The following is a 19,768-nucleotide window of genomic DNA, read 5'->3' on the forward strand; positions in this document are numbered from 1 at the left end:
CTCAGGTTGCAGAGGTCGAGGTGACCGGAAAGCGTTCACGGATCTGGACCACCTGATCCATGTGACTGACGAACGCTTCCACGCATTCCGGATCGAAATGCCTGCCTGAGCCCTCTTCAAGCAACGCGCGGGCGCGCTCCAGCGGCCAGGCATCCTTGTAGCAGCGTTTGGTGGTCAGCGCGTCGAATACGTCAGCGACAGCGACGATCCGGGCCTCGACCGGAATGGCGGAGCCGCTGAGTCTGTCCGGGTAGCCCGTGCCGTCCCAGCGTTCGTGGTGATGGCGCGCGATATGCAGAAGTCCCTCGACATAGGGCATCCCGACCAGATTCAGGTCTTGCAGCAGCGTCCGCAGGATGGTTTCGCCGCGTACCGGGTGTTGCCGCATGACGTCGAATTCGGCCTCGGTGAGCTTGCCGGGTTTGAGCAGGATTGCATCGGGTGTGGTGATCTTGCCGATGTCGTGCATCGGCGCGAACAGCCGTACGTGCTCGACCCAGTCGTCGTCGTGACCAACCCTGGCTGCCAGTTCGCGCGCGATCAGTTCGGAGTAATACGCCATACGGCTGAGGTGACTTCCGGTTTCGTCATTGCGGAAGTGCGAGATCTGTCGCAGCAGGTGCATGCCGCCGGTCAGTGTCGTGACCGCTTGCAGGCTGCGCTCGACCATCAGCGAAATGATGTGCACGAACAGGTCGAGTTGCGCGACGACGCGTGGCTTGAAGCTGTCACTATGGTCGGCGTTGAAAAAGACGAAGCCGAGGAAGTGGTCTTCATCGTAGATCGGCACCGTATAGCTGGCCTGATAGTGCCCGCTCGCGATGCGACGGGAGTGTTCCTGCTCTCCCAGATCCGTTGTGCCGAGATCGTTGAGTATGCGGGACTTGCGGTTGCGGCTGAGACTGAACAGCCAGCCGGCTTCTGGCAGTTTGATCCGGTAGTGGCTCAACGGCGATTGATTGGCCGGGCTGTACAGAAACGTCCGCAGCTCGGTGGTCGCGGGGTCGAACAGCGCAACAGACACCCGTGTGATGGCGGGGAAACAGGCCTGAATCTCCTGGTGGAGGCGCTGCAGGCGCTGATTCAGGGCTTCGACGCTACTCATCTGGATTCCGGCGGGTTCGCAAGACTTGCAGCCTACGGGTGCCCCAAACGCTGTGCCGGCGAGGTCGGACGGGCGTCGGCAATTGCTCGCCCACCGGCGCGGCGCTACCAGCGATACGACAGGTTCACGCCCAGAAAATGGGTGTCAGCCACCGGCGTCACGCTCAATCGCTGGTCCTGCCAGCGCGTGGTGAACAGCTTGCCCATGCCCCAGGCCAGACCGCAGCCAGCAATGACGTCGCGCCAGTGATGCATGTCCTCGTCGACGCGGGTGTAGCCGATATAGGCCGACAGAAGATAGGCCGGCACGCCGTACCGCCAGCCGTAGCGCTCCTCCAGGAAGGCGGCGCCGGAGCAGGCCATCGAAGTGTGTCCGGAGGGAAACGAGTAATCGCTGCCGTTGGGTCGCTCGCCCCAGGCCGTGTTGTTGGCTGCTCGCTTGATGGCATGGGTCAGCAGGAACGTCGAGCCGAGCGTATAGCCGAGCTGCTTTGCGCCTTCGGGGTCGTGACGCTCCCAGGTCAGGCCGGCGGCAGCCAGTGCTGGGGCGAACTGAAACACGTCGCCGGCAAACAGGTCCGGATCCGAGACCCAGGCGCGTGCGCCGGTGGCGGGGATCAGCAGCGTCAGCACAGTGAGCAGCGCGGTTCGGAACGACAGCACGGTCAGGACTCCGGGATGCGGGCGGACAGAGGCAAGCTCAGTATAGGTAGGAAACACTCGCGCATCAGCCTACGCCGCTCACGTCAATGTGATGTCGAGGCCCGTCCGTCAGGACTTGCCGAGCAGCGGGGGCTGTCCTATCGTGGCGCGGTACCCAGCCGGGGGTGCCCGTGAGTTTGTGCCGCGGGCTGAGATCAAACCCTTGGAACCTGGCCGGTTCGTCAATGCACGCCGGTGAGGGAAGGCTCGGGGGAGCGCCGGCACGGCGTGTCCCGCGCGTGTCCGACCTCGCAGGCTCACGAGATCAATTTTATGAGCGCCGTACCGCAGGACATCTTTCACCAGGCCGAGGAGCTGTCGGCCGATGTGCGCCAGCCGTTTCCGAACAGTCGCAAGATTCACGTCGATGGGCCCGGCGGCATGCGTGTGCCGATGCGTGAAATCAGTCTGACCGCCACCCGTACCGAGCGCGGTCTGGAACCGAATCCTCCGGTCACGGTGTACGACACCTCCGGGCCGTATTCCGATCCGGATGTGATGATCAATCTGCGTGAGGGCCTGGCGCCGCTGCGGTCGCCATGGATCGCGGCGCGCGGTGATACCGAGCAGCTCAAGGGGCCGAGTTCGATCTTCGGGCGCATCCGCGCTGCCGACGAGCATGCGAACGCGCTGCGCTTCGAACACATCCGTACGCCGCTTCGCGCCCGGGCGGGTGCCAACGTCAGTCAGATGGCCTATGCGCGGCGCGGCATCATCACGCCGGAAATGGAGTTCGTCGCGATTCGCGAGAACGCGCGCCTGCAGGAGCTGCGCGACAGCTACACCGCTGCCGGATATCTGCGCCGCATGCATCGCGGGCAGGCATTCGGTGCGCGTCTGCCGGACCAGATCACGCCCGAGTTCGTACGTCAGGAGATCGCCGAGGGTCGCGCCATCATTCCGGCCAACATCAATCACCCGGAGCTGGAGCCGATGATCATCGGCCGCAACTTCCGCGTGAAGATCAACGCCAACATCGGCAACAGCGCGGTCACCAGCTCGATCGCCGAGGAAGTCGAGAAGATGGTGTGGTCGATCCGCTGGGGTGGCGACACCGTGATGGATCTGTCCACCGGCAAGAACATCCACGAAACGCGTGAATGGATACTGCGCAATTCACCGGTGCCGATCGGCACCGTGCCGATCTACCAGGCGCTGGAAAAGGTCAACGGCAAGGCCGAAGACCTGACCTGGGAACTGTTCCGCGACACCTTGATCGAACAGGCCGAGCAGGGCGTCGACTATTTCACGATCCACGCGGGCGTGCTGTTGCGCTACATCCCCTGGACGGCGGAACGCGTCACCGGCATCGTCTCGCGCGGCGGTTCGATCATGGCCAAGTGGTGTCTTGCGCATCACAAGGAGAATTTCCTCTACACGCATTTCGAAGAGATCTGCGAAATCATGAAGGCCTACGACGTCAGCTTCTCGCTCGGCGATGGCCTGCGTCCGGGCTGCATTGCCGACGCCAATGACGATGCGCAGTTCGGTGAGTTGCACACGCTCGGCGAGCTGACCCAGATTGCCTGGAAGCACGATGTGCAGGTGATGATCGAAGGCCCCGGCCATGTGCCGATGCAGATGATCAAGGAAAACATGGACGAGCAACTGAAGCACTGCTTCGAGGCGCCGTTCTACACGCTCGGGCCGCTGACCACCGACATCGCGCCGGGCTATGACCACATCACCAGCGGTATCGGTGCGGCCAACATCGGCTGGTACGGCTGCGCGATGCTGTGCTACGTCACGCCGAAGGAACATCTCGGTCTGCCGGACAAGAACGACGTGCGTGAAGGCATTGTCACCTACAAGATTGCCGCACATGCGGCTGATCTTGCCAAGGGTCATCCGGGGGCACAGGTGCGTGACAACGCGCTGTCCAAGGCGCGCTTCGAATTCCGCTGGGAGGATCAGTTCAACCTCGGCCTCGATCCGGAGAAGGCGCGTGAATTCCACGACCAGACCTTGCCGCAGGAAGGCGCAAAGCTCGCACATTTCTGCAGCATGTGCGGACCGCACTTCTGCAGCATGAAGATCACGCAGGACGTGCGCGACTATGCGGCCAAGGTCGGGGCGGACGAACAGGCTGCGCTGGAGCGCGGCATGGCCGAGAAGTCAGCGCAGTTCCGCGATGCCGGCGCCGACGTCTATCGCAAGATCTGAGCGGGTTCAGGAGCAGTCGTTGGCGCCGGAGTCGTGGTCGGCTCCGGTTCAAGCGGCAGGCGTTGCAGCAAGGCGACGCCGCCGCGGCGAAAGACTGGCCTGAGTTCAGCGTTCGCGGAGCTGTCGGCCAGCGCGCGCTGCAGTGACGGCAGCTTGTCGGCGCGCACGAAGACCAGTTCGCCGGGCCCGGGCAAGCGATGCGGTGTGGGCGCGCCGCGGTAGACGCTGAACGTCGGCAGATAGGTGGCGTACGCGACCGCCGGCAGACCCAGGTCACGTGCGACACGCGCAGCCTCACGCGTCGGTGCCTGCTGGGCTTGCGCCAGCACCGGCGCAAGCCCGAGCCACAGCGTCAGATTCAATGCCAGCGCGCAGCCCAGCACGGCGACAACGGGTGACCGGCGCAGTGACCACAGGCACAGTGCCAGTGTGCCGAGACAGATCAGCGTGTAGCGCCAGTCGAACGCAGCCAGTGCCTCGCTGACGACGCCGGCTTCCCAGGCGCGCTTCGGATTCACCGGCACCATCGGCAATAGCCAGGGCAATGACGAGAACAGCAACAGCAGGGCAATCGCCGGTGCGAGTAACACGGGTTTGGGCGGCACGCGTGCCGCCATGCGGCCGAAAAGCACGAACAAAGGTGTCATGCCGTACAACAGGTAATGCGGCAGTTGCGTCTTCGACATCGAGAAGATCGCGAACACCACGCCGAACCACAGCAGGCAATAGCGATCAAGCGCGTCGCCCAGCACGCCGCGCTTGATCGCGCCGGGCAGCAGTGACGCAAACGGCAGCACGATCAGCGGCAGTGCCACGATGTAGTAGTAGAACTTGCCGCCATGGCCCTGCAGGGTGCTGTCGTAGCGCTGCAGGTTGTGATCGAGCAGGAAGTGACGGATGAAATCGCCGTCGTCGGCCATCCAGCAGCTGATGCCCCAGGGCAGCACCACCGCCAGCAATACGATCCAGCCGCGCAGATCGAACACGGCGCCCAGCCAGTCACGCCAGCGCCGCGTCGATACCGCAAAGGCAAGGCTCGCCGCCAGCGGAATCACGATCGCCACGGGTCCCTTGCACAGCACGCCGAGGCCCATCCACAGATAGGTGCGCCAGACTGCGGCGCGCGAGCCGGATTCGAAGTAACGCCAGATATCGAAGGCGGCCGCAGCGAGCAGCAGGTTCAGGATTGCGTCCGCAGTCGCGGCGTGGCCGATGATGCTCGACATCGGTGACAGTGCCAGCGCGCCCGCGGCGAGCCACGGCGCCAGTGGTGAACTGCTGCGTGCACGCACGAATCCGAACAGCAGCAGCAGCCACAGCGTGGCGGCGAGCATCGACGGCAGTCTGAAGGCGAACTCATGCGCGCCGAAGGCGGACACCGACAGCCCTTGCAGCCAGTAGCTCAGCATCGGCTTGTCGTAGCGCGGCTCGCCGTCGAGGGTGGTGGTCAACCAGTTTCCGCTGGACAGCATCTCGAGCGTGGCCTGGCTGAACGCGCCTTCATCCAGGTCGAACAGCGGAAGCTGCCAGCTGCCGAGCCAGAAGCCGGCCGCGATCAGCAGCGCCAGCAATGCCTGCGGATGACGCCCGGACATCATCGTGCCGGTTCGGATGCAGGTGTGGCGTGCAGCGTTACTGCAGCGGGATGCCAGGCGTCGGTGTCATCCGGCGCCGGTGCCTGCCCCAGCGGACGGTCGCGCTGGTGACTCACGCGTGTCAGCATTTCAGCAAGGATGCCGGTGGTGACGAACTGGGTTGCGAACATCAGCAGCAGGATGGCGGTGAACAGCATCGGTCGCGTACCGATGTCCTGGCCGAGCGCGAGCTTGCACCACAGCAGGTAAGTCATCATGCCGCCGCCGACACTGCCGAACAGCAGGCCGAGGCCGCCGAAGAAATGGCCGGGCCGCATCTGGTAACGCAGGAAGAAGAACGCGGTGAGCAGATCGAGCAGCACTCGAAACGTGCGCGAAAGACCGTACTTCGATTCACCATGCGCGCGCGCGTGGTGCGCGACATCAATCTCGCCGATGCGCGATGGTGACGTCACCATCGCGGCCCACACCGGAATCAGCCGGTGCATTTCGCCGAACAGGCGAACCTGCTTGATGATCCCGGCGCGGTACAGCTTCAGCGAGCAACCGTAATCAGAAATCTTCACGCCGGTGACGCGTGCGATCAGGCGGTTCGCAATGCGTGACGGCAGCTTGCGCTGCAGCAGCGCGTCCTGGCGGTTGGCGCGACGACCGCACAGCAGGTCCAGATCGCGTTCCCGCAGAACGTCAACCATGCGCGGAATGTCGGCAGGGTCGTTCTGCAGGTCGCCGTCCAGCGAGGCGATGATTTCACCGCGCGCTGCATCGAAGCCGGCCTGCATTGCTGCGGTCTGACCGCGATTACGGCGGAAATGCACTGGGCGCACATGTGCGCCGTAGCGTTTGCGTGCCTCGGTCATTTCGCCGGGCGTGGCGTCGCGACTGCCGTCGTCAACCAGGATCAGTTCCCAGCAGCCTTCGTAACGCGCCATCGCCGCATGGATGGCATCGACCAGCGGCAATACATTGCCGGCTTCGTTGTACATCGGCACCACCAGTGACAGGCTCGGTTGCGGCATCAGTTCAAGGCTTCAGTGGATGGGATCGGTTTGCGCAGCGTCAGTCCGAGCGCGCCGGCGGCCAGAGCAGACAGCAACAACAATGCGTGCAGCTGTACCGCTGCGGCAAGGGTCGTGGCGACGCTGATGCGCCAGGGCGACAAACCCGCCAGTACGCCGGCTTCGTAGGTGCCGGCACCCAGCGGCGCGTGCAGCGGCAGTACTGCGGCGACATCGCCGCCGAGAGCGCCCAGCACCCCGGCGGCCAACGGCAATGACAGCAGCAGTGACAGCGCCATGCCGATGCAGGTCAGTTTGACGCTCCAGGCCAGCCACGCCAGCGCCAGATCCGCGCTTGCGGCGCTGGCGGTGTCCGGTATCACCGCCAGCGCCTTGCGCAGCAGCGGCCAGCGTTCAGCGAATCGCGGCGCCAAGGCGTAGGCCAGCAACGGCACGGTGATGCTGCCGGCCAGCAGAAGCACCCCGGCCCAGCGCCACTCGGGCGTGCCGCGCGCGATCAGCGCACCGCCGCCAATTGCTGACAGCACATGCAGATCCTGCAGTCTCAGCCACAACAGCACACCGCTGCCATGCGCCATCGGCACATCGAAGTATTGCCGCAGCAGCAACGGCAGGCTGATCTCGCCGGTTCGCGCCGGCAGCAGCCAGTTGGCGGCGTTGTGCACGGCAAACAGTCGTGCGACATCGAACAGTCGAGGGCTGGTTTGTGGGCGCAGCGCTGCGCGGATGCGCAGCGCGCGCAGGCTGTAACTGCCAAGGACACCGATGGCGACGCAGACCAGCGGCATGCCGCCGGTGTTGATGGCGTCGCCGAGCAGGCGATGCCACCCCACCAGCCACTGCACGCCCGCGAGATAGACCAGCGCGAGCAGCGCCATCCACAGGCCCCGCCACCTGCGCACGGTCGGCATGCCGGCATCGCGGCTGCGGCGGGAATCAACAGCAGGCTGTGGCGGGACAGGCATCGGTCGATTCTAGTCCTCGTCCTTGTCGATTCGGTGTCAGTCAGCGGAAATTGCGGTTGCGGCATGGCGGGGCGGTTTGAGTTTGACAGCCGTCGCGGGTAAAAAGGCACGCCTCGCTGCAGGACCGCTGTCTGCGCGTCACTGCCAACCCGTTTCGCATGCCGAGGTTCCCCCGCATGAATCTGGATGTTGTCGTTCTACAGAATCCGCTGAGTCACTGGCTCACCGCGATCGGTCTGGCGCTGCTGATCAATCTCGTCGTCGCGCTGGTCAAGTCGGTCTTGGTCGGGCGCTTCAAGCGGCTGGCCGATCGCACTGCCACTGCGGTCGACGATTCGATCGTCGCCGTCGCGCAGCGCACCAAGCAGTGGCTGATCTTTCTGGTCACGCTGTACCTGGGCACGCAGTATCTGGATCTGCCGGACAAGGTGGCGGCGACGCTGAAAGTGCTGGCGACCCTGGGCGCGTTCATGCAGGCCGGGCTGTGGGCCAACTGCGCACTGGAATTCTGGCTGGGGCGTTATCGCCAGCGGGCGATGGAGGTCGATGCCGGTGCCGCGACCAGTCTCGGCGCGCTGAATTTTATCGGGCGCCTGCTGTTGTGGTCGGTCCTGTTGCTGGTGATGCTCGACAATCTCGGGATCGACGTGACTGCGCTGGTCGCAGGCCTGGGTGTCGGCGGCATCGCGGTTGCTCTGGCGGTACAGAACATACTCGGCGATCTGTTTGCTTCGTTGTCGATCGTCATCGACAAGCCGTTTGTGATCGGCGACTTCATCATCGTCGACGAATACATGGGCTCGGTCGAGCACGTCGGTCTGAAGACCACGCGTATTCGCAGCCTTGGCGGCGAGCAGATCGTGTTCTCAAACAGCGACCTGCTGAAGGCACGTCTGCGCAACTACAAGCGCATGTATGAGCGCCGCATCGTGTTCAAGTTCGGTGTGTTGTATCAGACCACCGCAGAGCAGTTGGAAAAGATTCCGCAGACGGTCAAAGCCATCATCGAGGCGCAGCCGCTGGCGCGTTTCGATCGTGCGCACTTCGCGTCGTTCGGTGATTCGTCGCTGGACTTCGAAGTGGTCTACTGGATGCGCGATCCGGACTACACCAAGTACATGGATACGCAGCAGGCGATCAACCTGGGCATGGTGCGCGCGTTCAAGGACGCCGGTGTCGATTTCGCCTATCCGAGTCGAACCCTGTTCGTCGAAGGTCCGGTGACGGTGCAGACGCAGGCGGTCTGATCGCGCGACTGCCGAGGCAGAACTTCAGGGCTTTCCCCACAGCTGCACTCGGGTTGGGTGCAACGCCCCGTGACGGAGCGCGGATGCGCTGCCGCGGGGCATTCCGCGACCCATCTCTGAGTGGAATTTCCCATTGTTCATCGCGTGGACTCTCTCTACATTGGACTCTGAATAAAACGATCGGGCAGTGATTCATTGCCCGGCACCCCGACACGATCGGGGCATGACATAGACGTTCATAGGGTTGAGAGAGGGTTGACCATGTTTGCATTGCCGCAGCGTCGCGCGGCCTCTGGCTGGGCGCGTGCATGCGCTCAGCCGATGGCCTTGGCTTTGAGCCTGATCGGATTCACCGTGCCGGCGCATGCCGCAAGCACCGGCGGGGCGGTGCCTTCCGCGCCGAACCGGCCACGTGTGATCGTGGCCGACATCGATTCCGGGATTAATCCCTATCACGCGTTTTACTACGCCGGCAGCGAGATCTACCCCGACAGTGCGCCGTCATCGGTGACGCAGGAGGTGCTCGATGCGCTGGGCGTCAAGCCCGGGAACGTCGTCACGCTGACGCGGACCGGCGACATTGCCGCCGACATCGCGGCGGACCGGGCGTTCTGGGACAGCGTGCAGCCGCATGAGCTGTACTACTTCAAGGGCACCAACATCATCGCGACCTCGTACGCCGGTGAAGGTCTGGCGCCGCTGGTTCCGACCACCGCCAAGAGTGAGCACGGTGTCGGCACCAGTGCAGCGGCGCTCGCCGGCAACCCGGAGGCGGTGCTGCTGTTCATCGAAACGGAAGGCGATCTGGGCAATGACGCCGCGCACGATCTGGCGTTCCTGAATCCGGATGTCGATATCGTCACCACCAGCTACGGTGTGTCGATTCCATATACCGGATTCCCGTTGCCGGAGACGCGCGCGTTCCATGACACCTACCTGGGTGTGGTCGACATGGGCAAGCTGCATTTCAGCTCGGGCGGCAACGCGCCAGGACTGACGCCGCTGCGTGCGGGCGCCGGCCCGTGGTGGAGCATCGGTGTGGGTGGCCTCGAGGAAGGTTCGTCGGAAGGCGACACGCTGATCTCCGGTGTGTTCCCGGACTTCGTTTCGGATTTCACCCAGACCCTGCCGTACTGCATGGACTGCGAAAGTGGGCTGGACCAGTACGTCGCCGGGACCAGCTTCTCGACTCCGCGCGCCGCCGGTGTCGCCTCGCGGGTGCTGCTGGAAGCGCGTCAGCTGCTGGGACACGTGGGGGGTATCACCGTCGTTGATGAGCTGCCGGTAATGGCGACCGGCAAGGGCTTCACGGTCAGCAACTGGTTCCTGCGCCGGGCGCTGGAACAGGCGGCGTGGATTCCGGGCATTGAAGAGTACGACCCGATCGAAGGCGTGTTCGATCTCGGCGGCTTGCCGATCAATCCGCTGGCGCCGTGGCTGCAGATCGGCTGGGGCGATGTCACTGGCGATCCGGCCAAGAACGTGGTGCAGAAAGCGCTCGGTCATCTCAATCTCGGCACGACCCTGAATGAGAAGGACATCGGCTATTGCGATTTTCAGACGCAGATCATTCAGGAGCGGCAGCTCTATTGGAACGATGTGGCGCCGTTCCTGCCGGACGTGCTCGGAGGCGATGAAACCGGGACGACGCCCGCAGTTGATCCATTCATCTACTGCGAGAATTCCTCCGGGAGCCCTGCGTCGAATGATCCCGGCGGTCAGCCCGTCGATACCGACAGCGATGGCGTGGTCGACGGCCTGGACAACTGCCCCGCGATGGCCAACGCCGATCAACAGGATGCGGATGTCGACGGGACCGGCGATGCCTGCGAGGGTGTGAGCCCGACGCCCACGCCGACACCAACCCCAACCCCAACTCCAGGTTCGACGCCAACGCCGACGCCGACGCCTGGTGTAAGCCCGACGCCGACGCCGACGCCGACGCCCGGCGTGTCCCCGACGCCTACGCCCAGTGGTTCGCCGACGCCGACACCCACGCCAGTGCCGAGTGGGACTCCGACGCCGACACCCACCAGCAGTCCGACGCCGACGCCAATTCCTGCAACGGCAGAGGGCAGCACCCAGGGTGGTTCGATGGCCTGGTTGCCGATGATCCTGTTCGTGGGAGCCGGTCTGCTGCAGCGCCGACGCCGGCGCAGCTGAGCCGGGGCTGAGGCTGCCCTAGAGTGGCGGCCGCGTGCGTCGACTGGGGGTGCGTTGCGCCCCCATGGGTGCCGCGGCCGCGTCGGTGCTGTTGCCAGTGGCGCTGCCGCGGAGCAGGCGGTTGCGCCACGCCCACTGTGTGCCGCTGTCGGCTTCGGCCAGAAACGTGACCTCGCCGCCGATCAGGCTGGCGACCGGAATCCCGCCCCGCAGCAACACCCGATGTCCGGGCAGCGCCGGTACGCGTTCGCCGGGCAGAATCACCCCGGTCAGGTTCAGCGGATCGCATGCGGCGATCACCACCAGCGCCGCATCGCGGTCCTCGCGTTGCGCACGCAGTGAGTTCATTGCTTCGGACAGTGCGAACTGTTCGCCGGCAAAGCCCGTGACGAAACGTCCGCCACGGATCTCGCCACGCGCTTCGAGTCTGCGCAGTACGTAGTGCAGTTCCCGCCACGGCGGTAGCCGCGGCTCGCGCTCAATCAGCTTGCGGAACACCACGCCGTAGCGACGCAGCAGGCAGCGCGCGACGAACTCGATCTGCTCGGCGTTTTCGATGTCTTCGGTGCGTCGGCGCAGGCGTACGCGCGACCAGCGGCCGGCGCTGTCCAGACTCTGGAATGCCGCGCGCACGCCGCCGCGGCGCAGTGCGCGCGCCTTGACCTCGGCCGGTGCCGTCAGGGCGCGCAATCCGGCAAAGCCGTCCGCAGTGACCAGTCCATGACTGACCAGTTCGCCAAGCGCCGCTTCAACCTGGGTGCGCAGTGCGCCGCTGTCCTCGACCAGGTCGACAAAGAACGAGGCCCCGTGTTCGCGCAGCACGTCGAGCACGGCAATGGCGGTGCCGGACAATTCCGGTTCGCCGTCGGCGCCGGTCTGCCAGTAGGCGGCATGATCGCGTGACAGCAGCACGATCGGTGTTGCGCGGATCGGCGATGCCTTGCGGCTGTTGTCTGCAGTATTCGGCAGACGTTGCCAGAAGATGCGTCCGGTCGCGCACAGTTGGTCCAGCCACGCCGGATCGTAATGACGCAGTCGTGCAGGCAATACTTCGCTTTCCCACGCGGCCGCCGCGACCGGGAAGCCTTCGAGCTGGGCCAGCACCGCTTCGAGTGCGACCGGGCCTTCGCGCTGTTCACCCGCGGTGATGCCGTGCCAGTCGAGCAGGAAGCGCATCAGTGCTGCGGGTGATACCGGTTCGATCTCGGCGCGCTTGCGCTCGCGCGTGTAGCGATGGATGCGCGCCAGCCGCCGGCGTTCGCACCACTGTGCGTCGCCGCTGCCAGTGAAGTCGCCACGCATCACCGCGCCCTGTTGCTCCAGTGCCAACAGGGCGATCGTTACGGTTTCAGGTGCCAGCCGCAGCGGTGCGGCCAGTTCGTCTGCAGTGGTCGGGCCCAGCAGTTCCATGCGGCTGCGGATCAGCTCGCGCAGCGCCTCGTTCGGGTTCATTGCCGCACCGAGCGTGGGTGCATCGCCTGCGACGACCGCATCCGGCAGCAGCGAGCGCAGCTCGTGCAGACGTTCGGCGGCGATCCACAGGCCCGCGCTGGACCCCTCTGTTCCGTTCGCAGCCTGCGGCAGCACATGCGCCACCCGCCGTGCGGACACCAGCCCTTCGCATAGCGCCGCCCACGGCTGCATCTCGAGATCGGTCAGAAATCCGTTCACGATCAGCGCGTCATGCAGCTCGTCGGCATTGCCGGCGTCGGGGCGCAGTTCCTCGCGCACTCGTTCGATCGCGGCCGGATCCAGTCGACCCAGATCCTGCGCAGTCTCGGGTTCGTAGACGCCGCGGGTCTTCACCGCGAGGGTGCGACGTTCCTCGGCCGCGCCGTCGTCGAGAAACGCGTACGGCCGTGCGTGGATGATCGACTCGGACAGCGGCGACGGTGCGGTCAGGTCGCGGCAGATGATCTGCGTTTCGCCGGACTCGATGCGCCGGAGCAGCGCCAGAAAACCATCGACGTCCATGACCTCGTGCAGGCAATCGTCCAGTGCCTGTGTCACCAGCGGGTGGTCCGGGACCTCGCGATGCCCCGGCAGATTGTCCTGGCACGCGACCGCATCGGGGAAGGCGTGGGTCAGCAGGTCTTCGGCGTCGGAGCGCTGGAACTGCGGTGGCACACGCTTGCCGTTGCGGTTGCGTGCGACCGCGAGCGCGACCGAAGCGACCCAGCGCCAGCGCGTCGGAAACATCGGCGCCTGCAGCACCGCCTGGATCAGCACATCGCGCGCCGTATTGGAATGCAGGAAGTGGCCGACGTCCTCCAGCGGGAAGCTGTGCGTGGGGCCGAGCGACAGAACCAGCGAATCGTCCAGTGCCGCGGCTTGCAGTTCAAAGTTGAACTGGCGGCAGAAGCGTTTGCGCAGTGACAGGCCCCAGGCGCGATTGACGCGTGAACCCAGCGGCGCGTGGATCACCAGATGCGTGTCGCCGACTTCGTCGAAGAAGCGTTCGAACACGATGCGTTCACGCGTTGGCAGCAAGCCCAGCGCAACTTTGGCTGCGGCCAGATAGTTCGCGAGCTGTTGTGCCGCCGTGGCATCGAGCTGGTACTCCCGGATCAGCCAGCGTTGCAGCGCCTCGGCGCCATCGACCAGTACCGCATCGGCGCGCTCGCGCAGGCGCGATACGGCGATCGACAGCTCATCAGAGCGGCCGGGGGCTTCGCCGAACCAGAACGGCATGTTCGGCGGCTGACCCTTGGCGTCCTCGACGATCACCTTGCCGGTTTCGATTTTCAAGATCCGGTATGAGGTGTTGCCCAGCTGCACGATATCGCCGGGCAGGCTCTCGAATGCGAAGTCCTCGTTCAGGGTGCCGATGCGCAGGTCTTCCGGCGACAGGATCACGTCGGAGTCGAACTGGTCGGGGATGGTGCCGGCGTTGGTGACGGTCGTCAGCTTGGCGCCGCGGCGTCCGCGTACGATGCGGTTGACGGCGTCGTAATGCAGCAGCGCCCCGCGGCGCCCGCGCTTGGTCGAGTAGCCGTCGGCAAGCATCCGCACGATTTCCTCGAGCTGCTCCAGTGTCAGTGCGCGGTACGGCAGCGCGCGGGTGAAGCAGGCATGCAGATCTTCCAGCGCCCATTCACGGCACGCGGCTTCGGCGACGATCTGCTGCGACAGCACGTCACGCGGCTGATCGAAGATCGCGATGCGGTCGAGTTCGCCGCGATTGACGCAGTCGATCAGGGCGGCACTTTCGGCGAGATCGTCCAGCGACAGCGGAAACAGCCGTCCCTTGGGCGTCGCGCGCACGGCGTGACCGGCGCGACCGACCCGCTGCAGGAAGGCGTTGATCGAGCGCGGTGAGCCCAGCTGGATCACCAGATCGACGTCGCCGATGTCGATGCCCAGTTCCAGCGAGGCCGTTGCCACCAGGGCCTTGAGCTGTCCCGACTTCAGGCGTTGTTCGGCCTTGAGCCGGTGTTCCTTGGCCAGACTGCCGTGATGCGAAGTGACGTGTTCCTCGCCGATGCGGTCGGCCAGATGCCGGGCAACCCGCTCGGCCATGCGGCGCTGGTTGACGAAGACCAGGGTGGTGCGGTGTTCCTCGACCAGTGCCGCGATGCGGTCGTAGACCTCGGCCCAGACTTCGGTTGCCATCACCGCGGTCAGCGGCGAGCCGGGCAGTTCCAGACGAATGTCGCGCTCGCGGCTGTGGCCGGTATCGACGATCTCGCAGGCACGGTCGGCGCTGCCGACGAGCAGCTGCGCCATCGTTTCGATCGGCTTTTGTGTCGCTGACAGGCCGATGCGTACCGGAGGCTGGTCGCAGATCGATTCCAGGCGTTCCAGGCTCAGCGCCAGATGCGCGCCGCGCTTGCTGCCGGCGACGGCGTGCAATTCGTCGACGATGACGCTGCGGGTCGAGCGCAGCATCTCGCGCCCGGCGTCGGAGGTCAGCAGGATGAACAGCGACTCCGGTGTGGTGACGAGGATGTGCGGCGGCGAGCGACGCATCTGGGTGCGTTCGGCTGCACTGGTGTCGCCGGTGCGCACCGCATCGCGAATCGTCAGATCGCCCAGGCCCATGGCCTGGATACGCTCGCGAATGCCCTGAAGCGGTGCCTGCAGATTTTTCTGGATATCGTTCGACAGCGCCTTCAGCGGCGACACATACAGCACGTGCACTTCATCGCTGAGACCGATCTCGGTGCCTTCGACGACCAGCTCGTTGATCGCCGCGAGGAATGCCGCCAGGGTCTTGCCCGATCCGGTAGGCGCGGTAATCAGCGCATTGCGACGCTGCGCCGTGACGGCCCAGGCCTGGCGCTGGACTTCGGTAGGCGAGCCAAAGCTGGTGCTGAACCAGTCAGCAACCGCCGGGTGAAACCCGGCCGGAAAGGGCTGGGACGAAAACGAGTTGTCCGGCGCAGTCTCGGGAACCAGAGGGGCGACACGCAGGGGCAATTTGCGCTGCATCGGCTTAGCTTAGCGCCATTGGAATAGGTATGGGCGCGGTGGCACCTGCACCCAAACGGGGCCGATCGCCGTATGGTTCTGCTTCTGAGCCCACGGTTGTGCTTGCGCCTGAATTAACGTCGGAACTCGATCAAGATGAAGCTTATTCTTTCCCTGTGCCGGACTCGATCCCAAGGTGTCGTCGCGATGACTTTGCTGCTGTTCTCCGGAATGGCGGCGGCTGAATCGCCGATCTGCGCCGGCCTGCCGGCGCCGACACCTCTGGTCGGTAAGGCGGAGAACGGCGGCAGCGCCTGTGATGCTTTCGACGGCCATCCGGCAGTGCTGGTGGTCAACACCGCGTCGATGTGCGGATACACGCCCCAGTTCGAGGGCTTGGAAGCGCTGTACCGGCGGTACAGGGATCGGGGTTTGCAGGTGCTCGGATTTCCGTCCGACAACTTCGGTGGACAGGAGTACGACGATGCGGAGCAGACGGCTCGTGTGTGCTACCGCAACTACGGTGTCAGTTTTCCGATGTACGCGAAGATCGATGTCGTCGGCGAGCATACGGATACGCTGTTTGTGCGGCTGCGTGAGGCTACCGGTGCCGCGCCGCGCTGGAACTTCCACAAGTATCTGGTGACTACGTCCGGTGTCACCGCCTATGACACCAGGGTCAAGCCGGACGATCCGAAGCTGATCGCCGAGATCGAGCGCGCATTGTCGCGCTGAGCTGTCACATACGTGCGGTTTTCAGGGTGTCGCCGACGCTGAAGCAGCACGCTGTGCCGTTCGTCGACTGTCACAAAAATATTCGTGCCTTCGCAGAGGTGAGCTGCTAGTTTTTGTGCTCCGTCATCAAAAATTCACACGAGCGCAAAAGAACTGTAATGAAACTGTGTTGGTCCGCCGGCAGCGCCTGCGTCAATGGGCTGCAACTCGCTTACGAACAGGCCGGACCACAACACGGGGACCCGATGTTGCTGGTGATGGGACTGGGCGGACAGCTGATTCACTGGCCGGACGCCCTGTGCGAGCGCCTGATCGACCATGGCTTCCGCCTGCTGCGCTTCGACAATCGCGATACCGGCTTGTCCGACAATGCCGACCGTGGCGTGCCGATCCGCCTGTCGCGCGACTGGCTGCGTACGCGGATGGGCTGGAAGATGCAGGCCAACTACACGCTGCATGACATGGCATCGGACGCCATCGGTCTGCTGGATGCGCTGGAGATCCGCCGTACGCACGTGGTGGGCGCGTCGATGGGCGGCATGATCGGGCAGATCATGGCCAGCCGCTATCCTGACCGGGTCAAGAGTCTGACCTCGATCATGTCCACGACCAATAATCCCAAGCTGCCGCCCGCCCGCATCGATGTGCTGTGGCGCATGGCAGGCATCGGGCCGCGGCCGACCACGCGTGAAGCCGTGATCCAGCGTTCGACCGCAATGCTGAACCGGGTGGGATCTCCGGGCTTCCCGACGCCGACCGAATACCGCCGGCGTCTGGCTGGCCGCGCCTATGACCGTGCATTCCGTCCCGCGGGCCTGGCGCGACAGACGCATGCGATTCTCGCCACTGGCAGTTTTGAAGACCTGCTGCCGTCGATCGCGGCGCCGACGCAGGTGATCCACGGTCTGGCCGATCCGCTGCTGCGACCGGTTTGCGGGCAGCGCAGTGCGCAGCTGATCCGCACGGCGCGCCTCGAACTGATCGACGGCATGGGTCACGACTTTGCGCTGCCGTTGATGCCGCGCTGGTCGGAGCTGATTGCGCGCAACGCCGCGCGCGCCTGATTCGGCCGAGATTTTTTGTCTGCCTTGGGGGACATTCCTCAAGGCAGCGCGCCCGCCTGCGGATACCCTACGCGCCCTCAGATTGCGGCACGCACGTTGCTGCAATCTGCTTCGACGCCGTGCGTTGTTTTTGCCGGCCTTTCGCCCTCGGGTCGCCATGTCTGCTGCATCCTCTTCGTCTAAAGCGGTCGCTACGGCACCGCACACCTGGCTCGACGACGTCCAGGGCTTTCTGCTGGGCGCGGTGTTCGTGTCGCTCGGCATCGCCCTGTTCGGCAGCAACGGCCAGGTGACCGGCGGCACTGCCGGCATTGCTTTCCTGCTGCACTACCTCACCGGTTGGAGCATCGGCCTGATGTTCTTCGTCGCCAACCTGCCGTTCTTCTGGCTGGCACTGAAGCGCATGGGCTGGCCGTTCGCGATCAAGTCGCTGATCGCCGTCGCCCTGCTCAGCACGCTGATTCATGTGATGCCGCATCTGGTCGCCTTCGGTGCGGTCGCGCCGCTGTATTCGGCGATCGCCGGAGGGCTGCTGATCGGCATGGGCGGCCTGGCATTCGTGCGGCATGGCGCCAGCATCGGTGGCGTCAACATTCTTGCGGTGTATCTGCAGAAGCATCACGGCATCAGTGCCGGCAAGGTGCAGATTGCGTTTGATGTTTCGATCCTGATCGCTTCGCTGTTCGTGGTCGAGCCGCTGCAGCTGATGTACTCGGTGCTCGGAGCGGTCATGGTCGGCGCGGTGCTGTGGATCAATCACAAGCCGGGCCGCTACATGGGCGTCTGAGCGGCCGCGGTGTACCCTGCGCGCCTCACTGAATCGGGGAAAGAGCATGCAGTCCGTCGTCGTTACAGGCGTTTCCACCGGCATCGGCCGTGCCGCTGCCACGGTGCTGGCTCAGCGCGGATTCCATGTGTTCGGCAGCGTGCGCAAAGCACAGGATGCCGAACCGTTGCAGGCCGCACTGGGCGAACGCTTCACGCCGCTGATCTTCGACGTGACCGATGAAGCCGGCGCCCGTGCCGCGGCGAAGACCGTGCGGATGGCACTGGGCGGGCAGCGACTCGCCGGCCTGGTCAACAACGCCGGCATTGCCGTCGGTGGGCCGCTCAGCGACGTGCCGATGGCCGAGTTCCGCAAGCAGCTGGAAGTGAACATCACCGGTCCGATGATCGTGACCCAGGCGTTCCTGCCGCTGCTCGGAACCGACAAGAACCTGCACGGAGAACCCGGACGCATCGTCAACATCAGTTCGGTCGGCGGCAAGATGGGCGCCCCGTTCCTGGGGCCGTACGTCGCCTCCAAGCATGCGCTCGAAGGTCTGTCCGAAAGCCTGCGGCGTGAGCTGATGTTCTATGGCATCGACGTCATCCTGATCGCGCCCGGTCATGTGGCGACCCCGATCTGGGACAAGGCCGAAGAGATCGATCCCAAGCCCTACGAGCACCTGCCGATCTTCCCGGCGATGAAGAAATTCCTGGAGTCCTTTGTCGAAGAAGGCCGGCGCGGGTTTCCGCCGGAGCGGGTTGCCGATGTGATCCATACCGCGCTGACCGCGGCCAGGCCCAAGGCACGCTATCCGGTTGTCCCCGGCCACGTGCAGAACTGGACACTGCCACGACTGTTGCCGGTGCGTACGGTCGACAAGATCGTCGCCAGCCGTCTCGGATTGAAGCGTCCGGCCTGATCCGGTGACGGTGGTGTCGACGTTGAGAGAGCGGCTGCACGACAGGCGCGGTGTCTGGGCATGACGCAGAAAACGGGTGCGACGGCGGCGGGGCAGTGGATTCAGGCCGGGGTGTGTTACCGCGCCTATGTGCCGGCGCCGCTGCCGCCGGCACTGCAATTCGATGCGAACACGGACGCCTTGATCCAGGCGGCGGTGCTGCGCGCGCAAACCGCGCTGTCGGCGCTGAGCGCGAGCGCTTTACCCGACGTCAACCCCGCTGGGCACCTGCGCCGCGAAGCCGCCGCGTCGGTGCTTCTTGATGCCGGCGACCGAGCATTGCAGCAGGATTCGCAGTCGCAGATTGACGCCGTGGTCGACGCCACGGACTACGGTGTCGAACGCATGCAGCGACTGCCACTGTCACTGCGGCTGCTGTGTGAACTGCACGCGGAGCTGATGCGGGGGCAGCCCGGCAGCGGCGAGTTTCGCCGTCACCAGACCTGGTCCGGCCCGGTCGGCAGCGCGCCGGCCACCGCCGACTACGTGCCGGTACCGCCCGGCAAGTTGCCGGAGCTGCTCGGAGACTGGGAGCGCTACCTGCACGCCGAGGACCAGACCCACGACTTCATTCGCCTGGCATTGCTGCATGCCCAGTTCGACAGCCTGCAACCGTTCGCGCAGGGCAGTGAGCGCCTGAACCGGCTGCTGATCCATCTGATCCTGATCGATCGCGGGTGGATCGCTGCGCCACAGTTGATCGTGTCCGAGGCCATCGCCGCCCAAGGCGAAACCTATGCGACGCGGCTGCGCGCAGTGCGTAACGCGGCGGACTGGTCCGGCTGGCTGCTGTTTTTTCTGCAGTTGCTGGCCGACGCCGCGACAGCGTCCGGGGTTTCGTCCGATACTTCGGCGCCGCCGTCACCGTGACGCG

The 19,768-nt window shown here is 64.9% G+C and carries 14 protein-coding genes; 8 read left to right on the forward strand and 6 right to left on the reverse strand.

Going from position 1 to position 19,768, the window contains the following annotated elements; translation table 11 throughout:
- Nucleotide 1: 1 nt before the first annotated feature.
- Nucleotides 2-1,105 carry an HD-GYP domain-containing protein gene (locus E4T66_RS15610; protein ID WP_136849978.1) on the reverse strand — a complete coding sequence of 368 codons (1,104 nt, stop codon included), beginning with the start codon at nucleotides 1,103-1,105 and terminating at the stop codon, nucleotides 2-4.
- Nucleotides 1,106-1,209: 104 nt separating this feature from the next.
- Entirely contained in the window at nucleotides 1,210-1,767 is a 558-nt protein-coding gene (locus E4T66_RS15615) for a phosphatase PAP2 family protein (protein WP_169577657.1), read from the reverse strand.
- A gap of 312 nt (nucleotides 1,768-2,079) precedes the next feature.
- Between E4T66_RS15615 and thiC the strand changes: the two genes are divergently transcribed.
- Nucleotides 2,080-3,969, forward strand: a complete 1,890-nt coding sequence (gene thiC / locus E4T66_RS15620) for a phosphomethylpyrimidine synthase ThiC (protein WP_136849980.1) — start codon at nucleotides 2,080-2,082, stop codon at nucleotides 3,967-3,969.
- On the opposite strand, the gene E4T66_RS15625 is transcribed toward thiC, so the two are convergent.
- From E4T66_RS15625 to E4T66_RS15635, 3 genes are read right to left on the reverse strand one after another with little or no spacing between them, the layout of a single operon-like run.
- The gene (locus E4T66_RS15625; protein ID WP_211242962.1) at nucleotides 3,954-5,564 is read right to left on the reverse strand and encodes an ArnT family glycosyltransferase; all 1,611 of its coding nucleotides are present in this window, start codon (nucleotides 5,562-5,564) and stop codon (nucleotides 3,954-3,956) included. The genes thiC and E4T66_RS15625 overlap by 16 nt on opposite strands.
- Nucleotides 5,564-6,583: a glycosyltransferase family 2 protein gene (locus tag E4T66_RS15630; protein ID WP_136849982.1), complete on the reverse strand. Its 1,020-nt coding sequence runs from the start codon at nucleotides 6,581-6,583 to the stop codon at nucleotides 5,564-5,566. The genes E4T66_RS15625 and E4T66_RS15630 overlap by 1 nt, the downstream gene beginning before the upstream one ends.
- The gene (locus tag E4T66_RS15635; protein WP_136849983.1) at nucleotides 6,583-7,548 is read right to left on the reverse strand and encodes a lysylphosphatidylglycerol synthase domain-containing protein; all 966 of its coding nucleotides are present in this window, start codon (nucleotides 7,546-7,548) and stop codon (nucleotides 6,583-6,585) included. The genes E4T66_RS15630 and E4T66_RS15635 overlap by 1 nt, the downstream gene beginning before the upstream one ends.
- A gap of 176 nt (nucleotides 7,549-7,724) precedes the next feature.
- On the opposite strand from E4T66_RS15635, the gene E4T66_RS15640 reads away from it, so the two are divergent.
- Entirely contained in the window at nucleotides 7,725-8,795 is a 1,071-nt protein-coding gene (locus tag E4T66_RS15640) for a mechanosensitive ion channel family protein (RefSeq protein WP_136849984.1), read from the forward strand.
- Between the two features lie 261 nt (nucleotides 8,796-9,056).
- Nucleotides 9,057-10,958 (forward strand): hypothetical protein, encoded by a 1,902-nt coding sequence (locus E4T66_RS21615; protein ID WP_211242963.1) that lies wholly within the window; start codon nucleotides 9,057-9,059, stop codon nucleotides 10,956-10,958.
- An 18-nt stretch (nucleotides 10,959-10,976) separates the two neighbouring features.
- Here the strand turns inward: E4T66_RS21615 and E4T66_RS15650 are convergent, their stop codons facing one another.
- Nucleotides 10,977-15,389, reverse strand: a complete 4,413-nt coding sequence (locus tag E4T66_RS15650; RefSeq protein WP_136849985.1) for a DEAD/DEAH box helicase — start codon at nucleotides 15,387-15,389, stop codon at nucleotides 10,977-10,979.
- 186 nt (nucleotides 15,390-15,575) lie between these two features.
- Here E4T66_RS15650 and E4T66_RS15655 point away from each other — a divergent pair, with 186 nt between their 5' ends.
- From E4T66_RS15655 to E4T66_RS15675, 5 genes are all read left to right on the forward strand, one after another.
- Nucleotides 15,576-16,103 carry a glutathione peroxidase gene (locus E4T66_RS15655; protein WP_211242964.1) on the forward strand — a complete coding sequence of 176 codons (528 nt, stop codon included), beginning with the start codon at nucleotides 15,576-15,578 and terminating at the stop codon, nucleotides 16,101-16,103.
- A 158-nt stretch (nucleotides 16,104-16,261) separates the two neighbouring features.
- Nucleotides 16,262-17,167, forward strand: a complete 906-nt coding sequence (locus tag E4T66_RS15660) for an alpha/beta fold hydrolase (RefSeq protein WP_136849987.1) — start codon at nucleotides 16,262-16,264, stop codon at nucleotides 17,165-17,167.
- Between the two features lie 157 nt (nucleotides 17,168-17,324).
- Nucleotides 17,325-17,954 carry a YitT family protein gene (locus tag E4T66_RS15665; protein WP_136849988.1) on the forward strand — a complete coding sequence of 210 codons (630 nt, stop codon included), beginning with the start codon at nucleotides 17,325-17,327 and terminating at the stop codon, nucleotides 17,952-17,954.
- Nucleotides 17,955-18,000: 46 nt separating this feature from the next.
- Nucleotides 18,001-18,855 carry an SDR family oxidoreductase gene (locus E4T66_RS15670; RefSeq protein ID WP_136849989.1) on the forward strand — a complete coding sequence of 285 codons (855 nt, stop codon included), beginning with the start codon at nucleotides 18,001-18,003 and terminating at the stop codon, nucleotides 18,853-18,855.
- 60 nt (nucleotides 18,856-18,915) lie between these two features.
- Nucleotides 18,916-19,764 carry a Fic family protein gene (locus E4T66_RS15675; protein WP_136849990.1) on the forward strand — a complete coding sequence of 283 codons (849 nt, stop codon included), beginning with the start codon at nucleotides 18,916-18,918 and terminating at the stop codon, nucleotides 19,762-19,764.
- Nucleotides 19,765-19,768: the final 4 nt, after the last annotated feature.

This window comes from Sinimarinibacterium arenosum (assembly GCF_005047655.1).
GTDB lineage: Bacteria > Pseudomonadota > Gammaproteobacteria > Nevskiales > Nevskiaceae > Solimonas.

Excerpts from the sequence above, each read along its gene's own strand:
- E4T66_RS15610 (WP_136849978.1), bottom strand. The coding sequence starts at position 1,105 with ATGAGTAGCGTCGAAGCCCTGAATCAGCGCCTGCAGCGCCTCCACCAG.
- thiC (WP_136849980.1), top strand. The coding sequence starts at position 2,080 with ATGAGCGCCGTACCGCAGGACATCTTTCACCAGGCCGAGGAGCTGTCG.
- E4T66_RS15625 (WP_211242962.1), bottom strand. The coding sequence starts at position 5,564 with ATGTCCGGGCGTCATCCGCAGGCATTGCTGGCGCTGCTGATCGCGGCC.
- E4T66_RS15630 (WP_136849982.1), bottom strand. The coding sequence starts at position 6,583 with ATGCCGCAACCGAGCCTGTCACTGGTGGTGCCGATGTACAACGAAGCC.
- E4T66_RS15635 (WP_136849983.1), bottom strand. The coding sequence starts at position 7,548 with ATGCCTGTCCCGCCACAGCCTGCTGTTGATTCCCGCCGCAGCCGCGAT.
- E4T66_RS15640 (WP_136849984.1), top strand. The coding sequence starts at position 7,725 with ATGAATCTGGATGTTGTCGTTCTACAGAATCCGCTGAGTCACTGGCTC.
- E4T66_RS21615 (WP_211242963.1), top strand. The coding sequence starts at position 9,057 with ATGTTTGCATTGCCGCAGCGTCGCGCGGCCTCTGGCTGGGCGCGTGCA.
- E4T66_RS15650 (WP_136849985.1), bottom strand. The coding sequence starts at position 15,389 with ATGCAGCGCAAATTGCCCCTGCGTGTCGCCCCTCTGGTTCCCGAGACT.
- E4T66_RS15655 (WP_211242964.1), top strand. The coding sequence starts at position 15,576 with ATGACTTTGCTGCTGTTCTCCGGAATGGCGGCGGCTGAATCGCCGATC.
- E4T66_RS15660 (WP_136849987.1), top strand. The coding sequence starts at position 16,262 with ATGAAACTGTGTTGGTCCGCCGGCAGCGCCTGCGTCAATGGGCTGCAA.
- E4T66_RS15665 (WP_136849988.1), top strand. The coding sequence starts at position 17,325 with ATGTCTGCTGCATCCTCTTCGTCTAAAGCGGTCGCTACGGCACCGCAC.
- E4T66_RS15670 (WP_136849989.1), top strand. The coding sequence starts at position 18,001 with ATGCAGTCCGTCGTCGTTACAGGCGTTTCCACCGGCATCGGCCGTGCC.
- E4T66_RS15675 (WP_136849990.1), top strand. The coding sequence starts at position 18,916 with ATGACGCAGAAAACGGGTGCGACGGCGGCGGGGCAGTGGATTCAGGCC.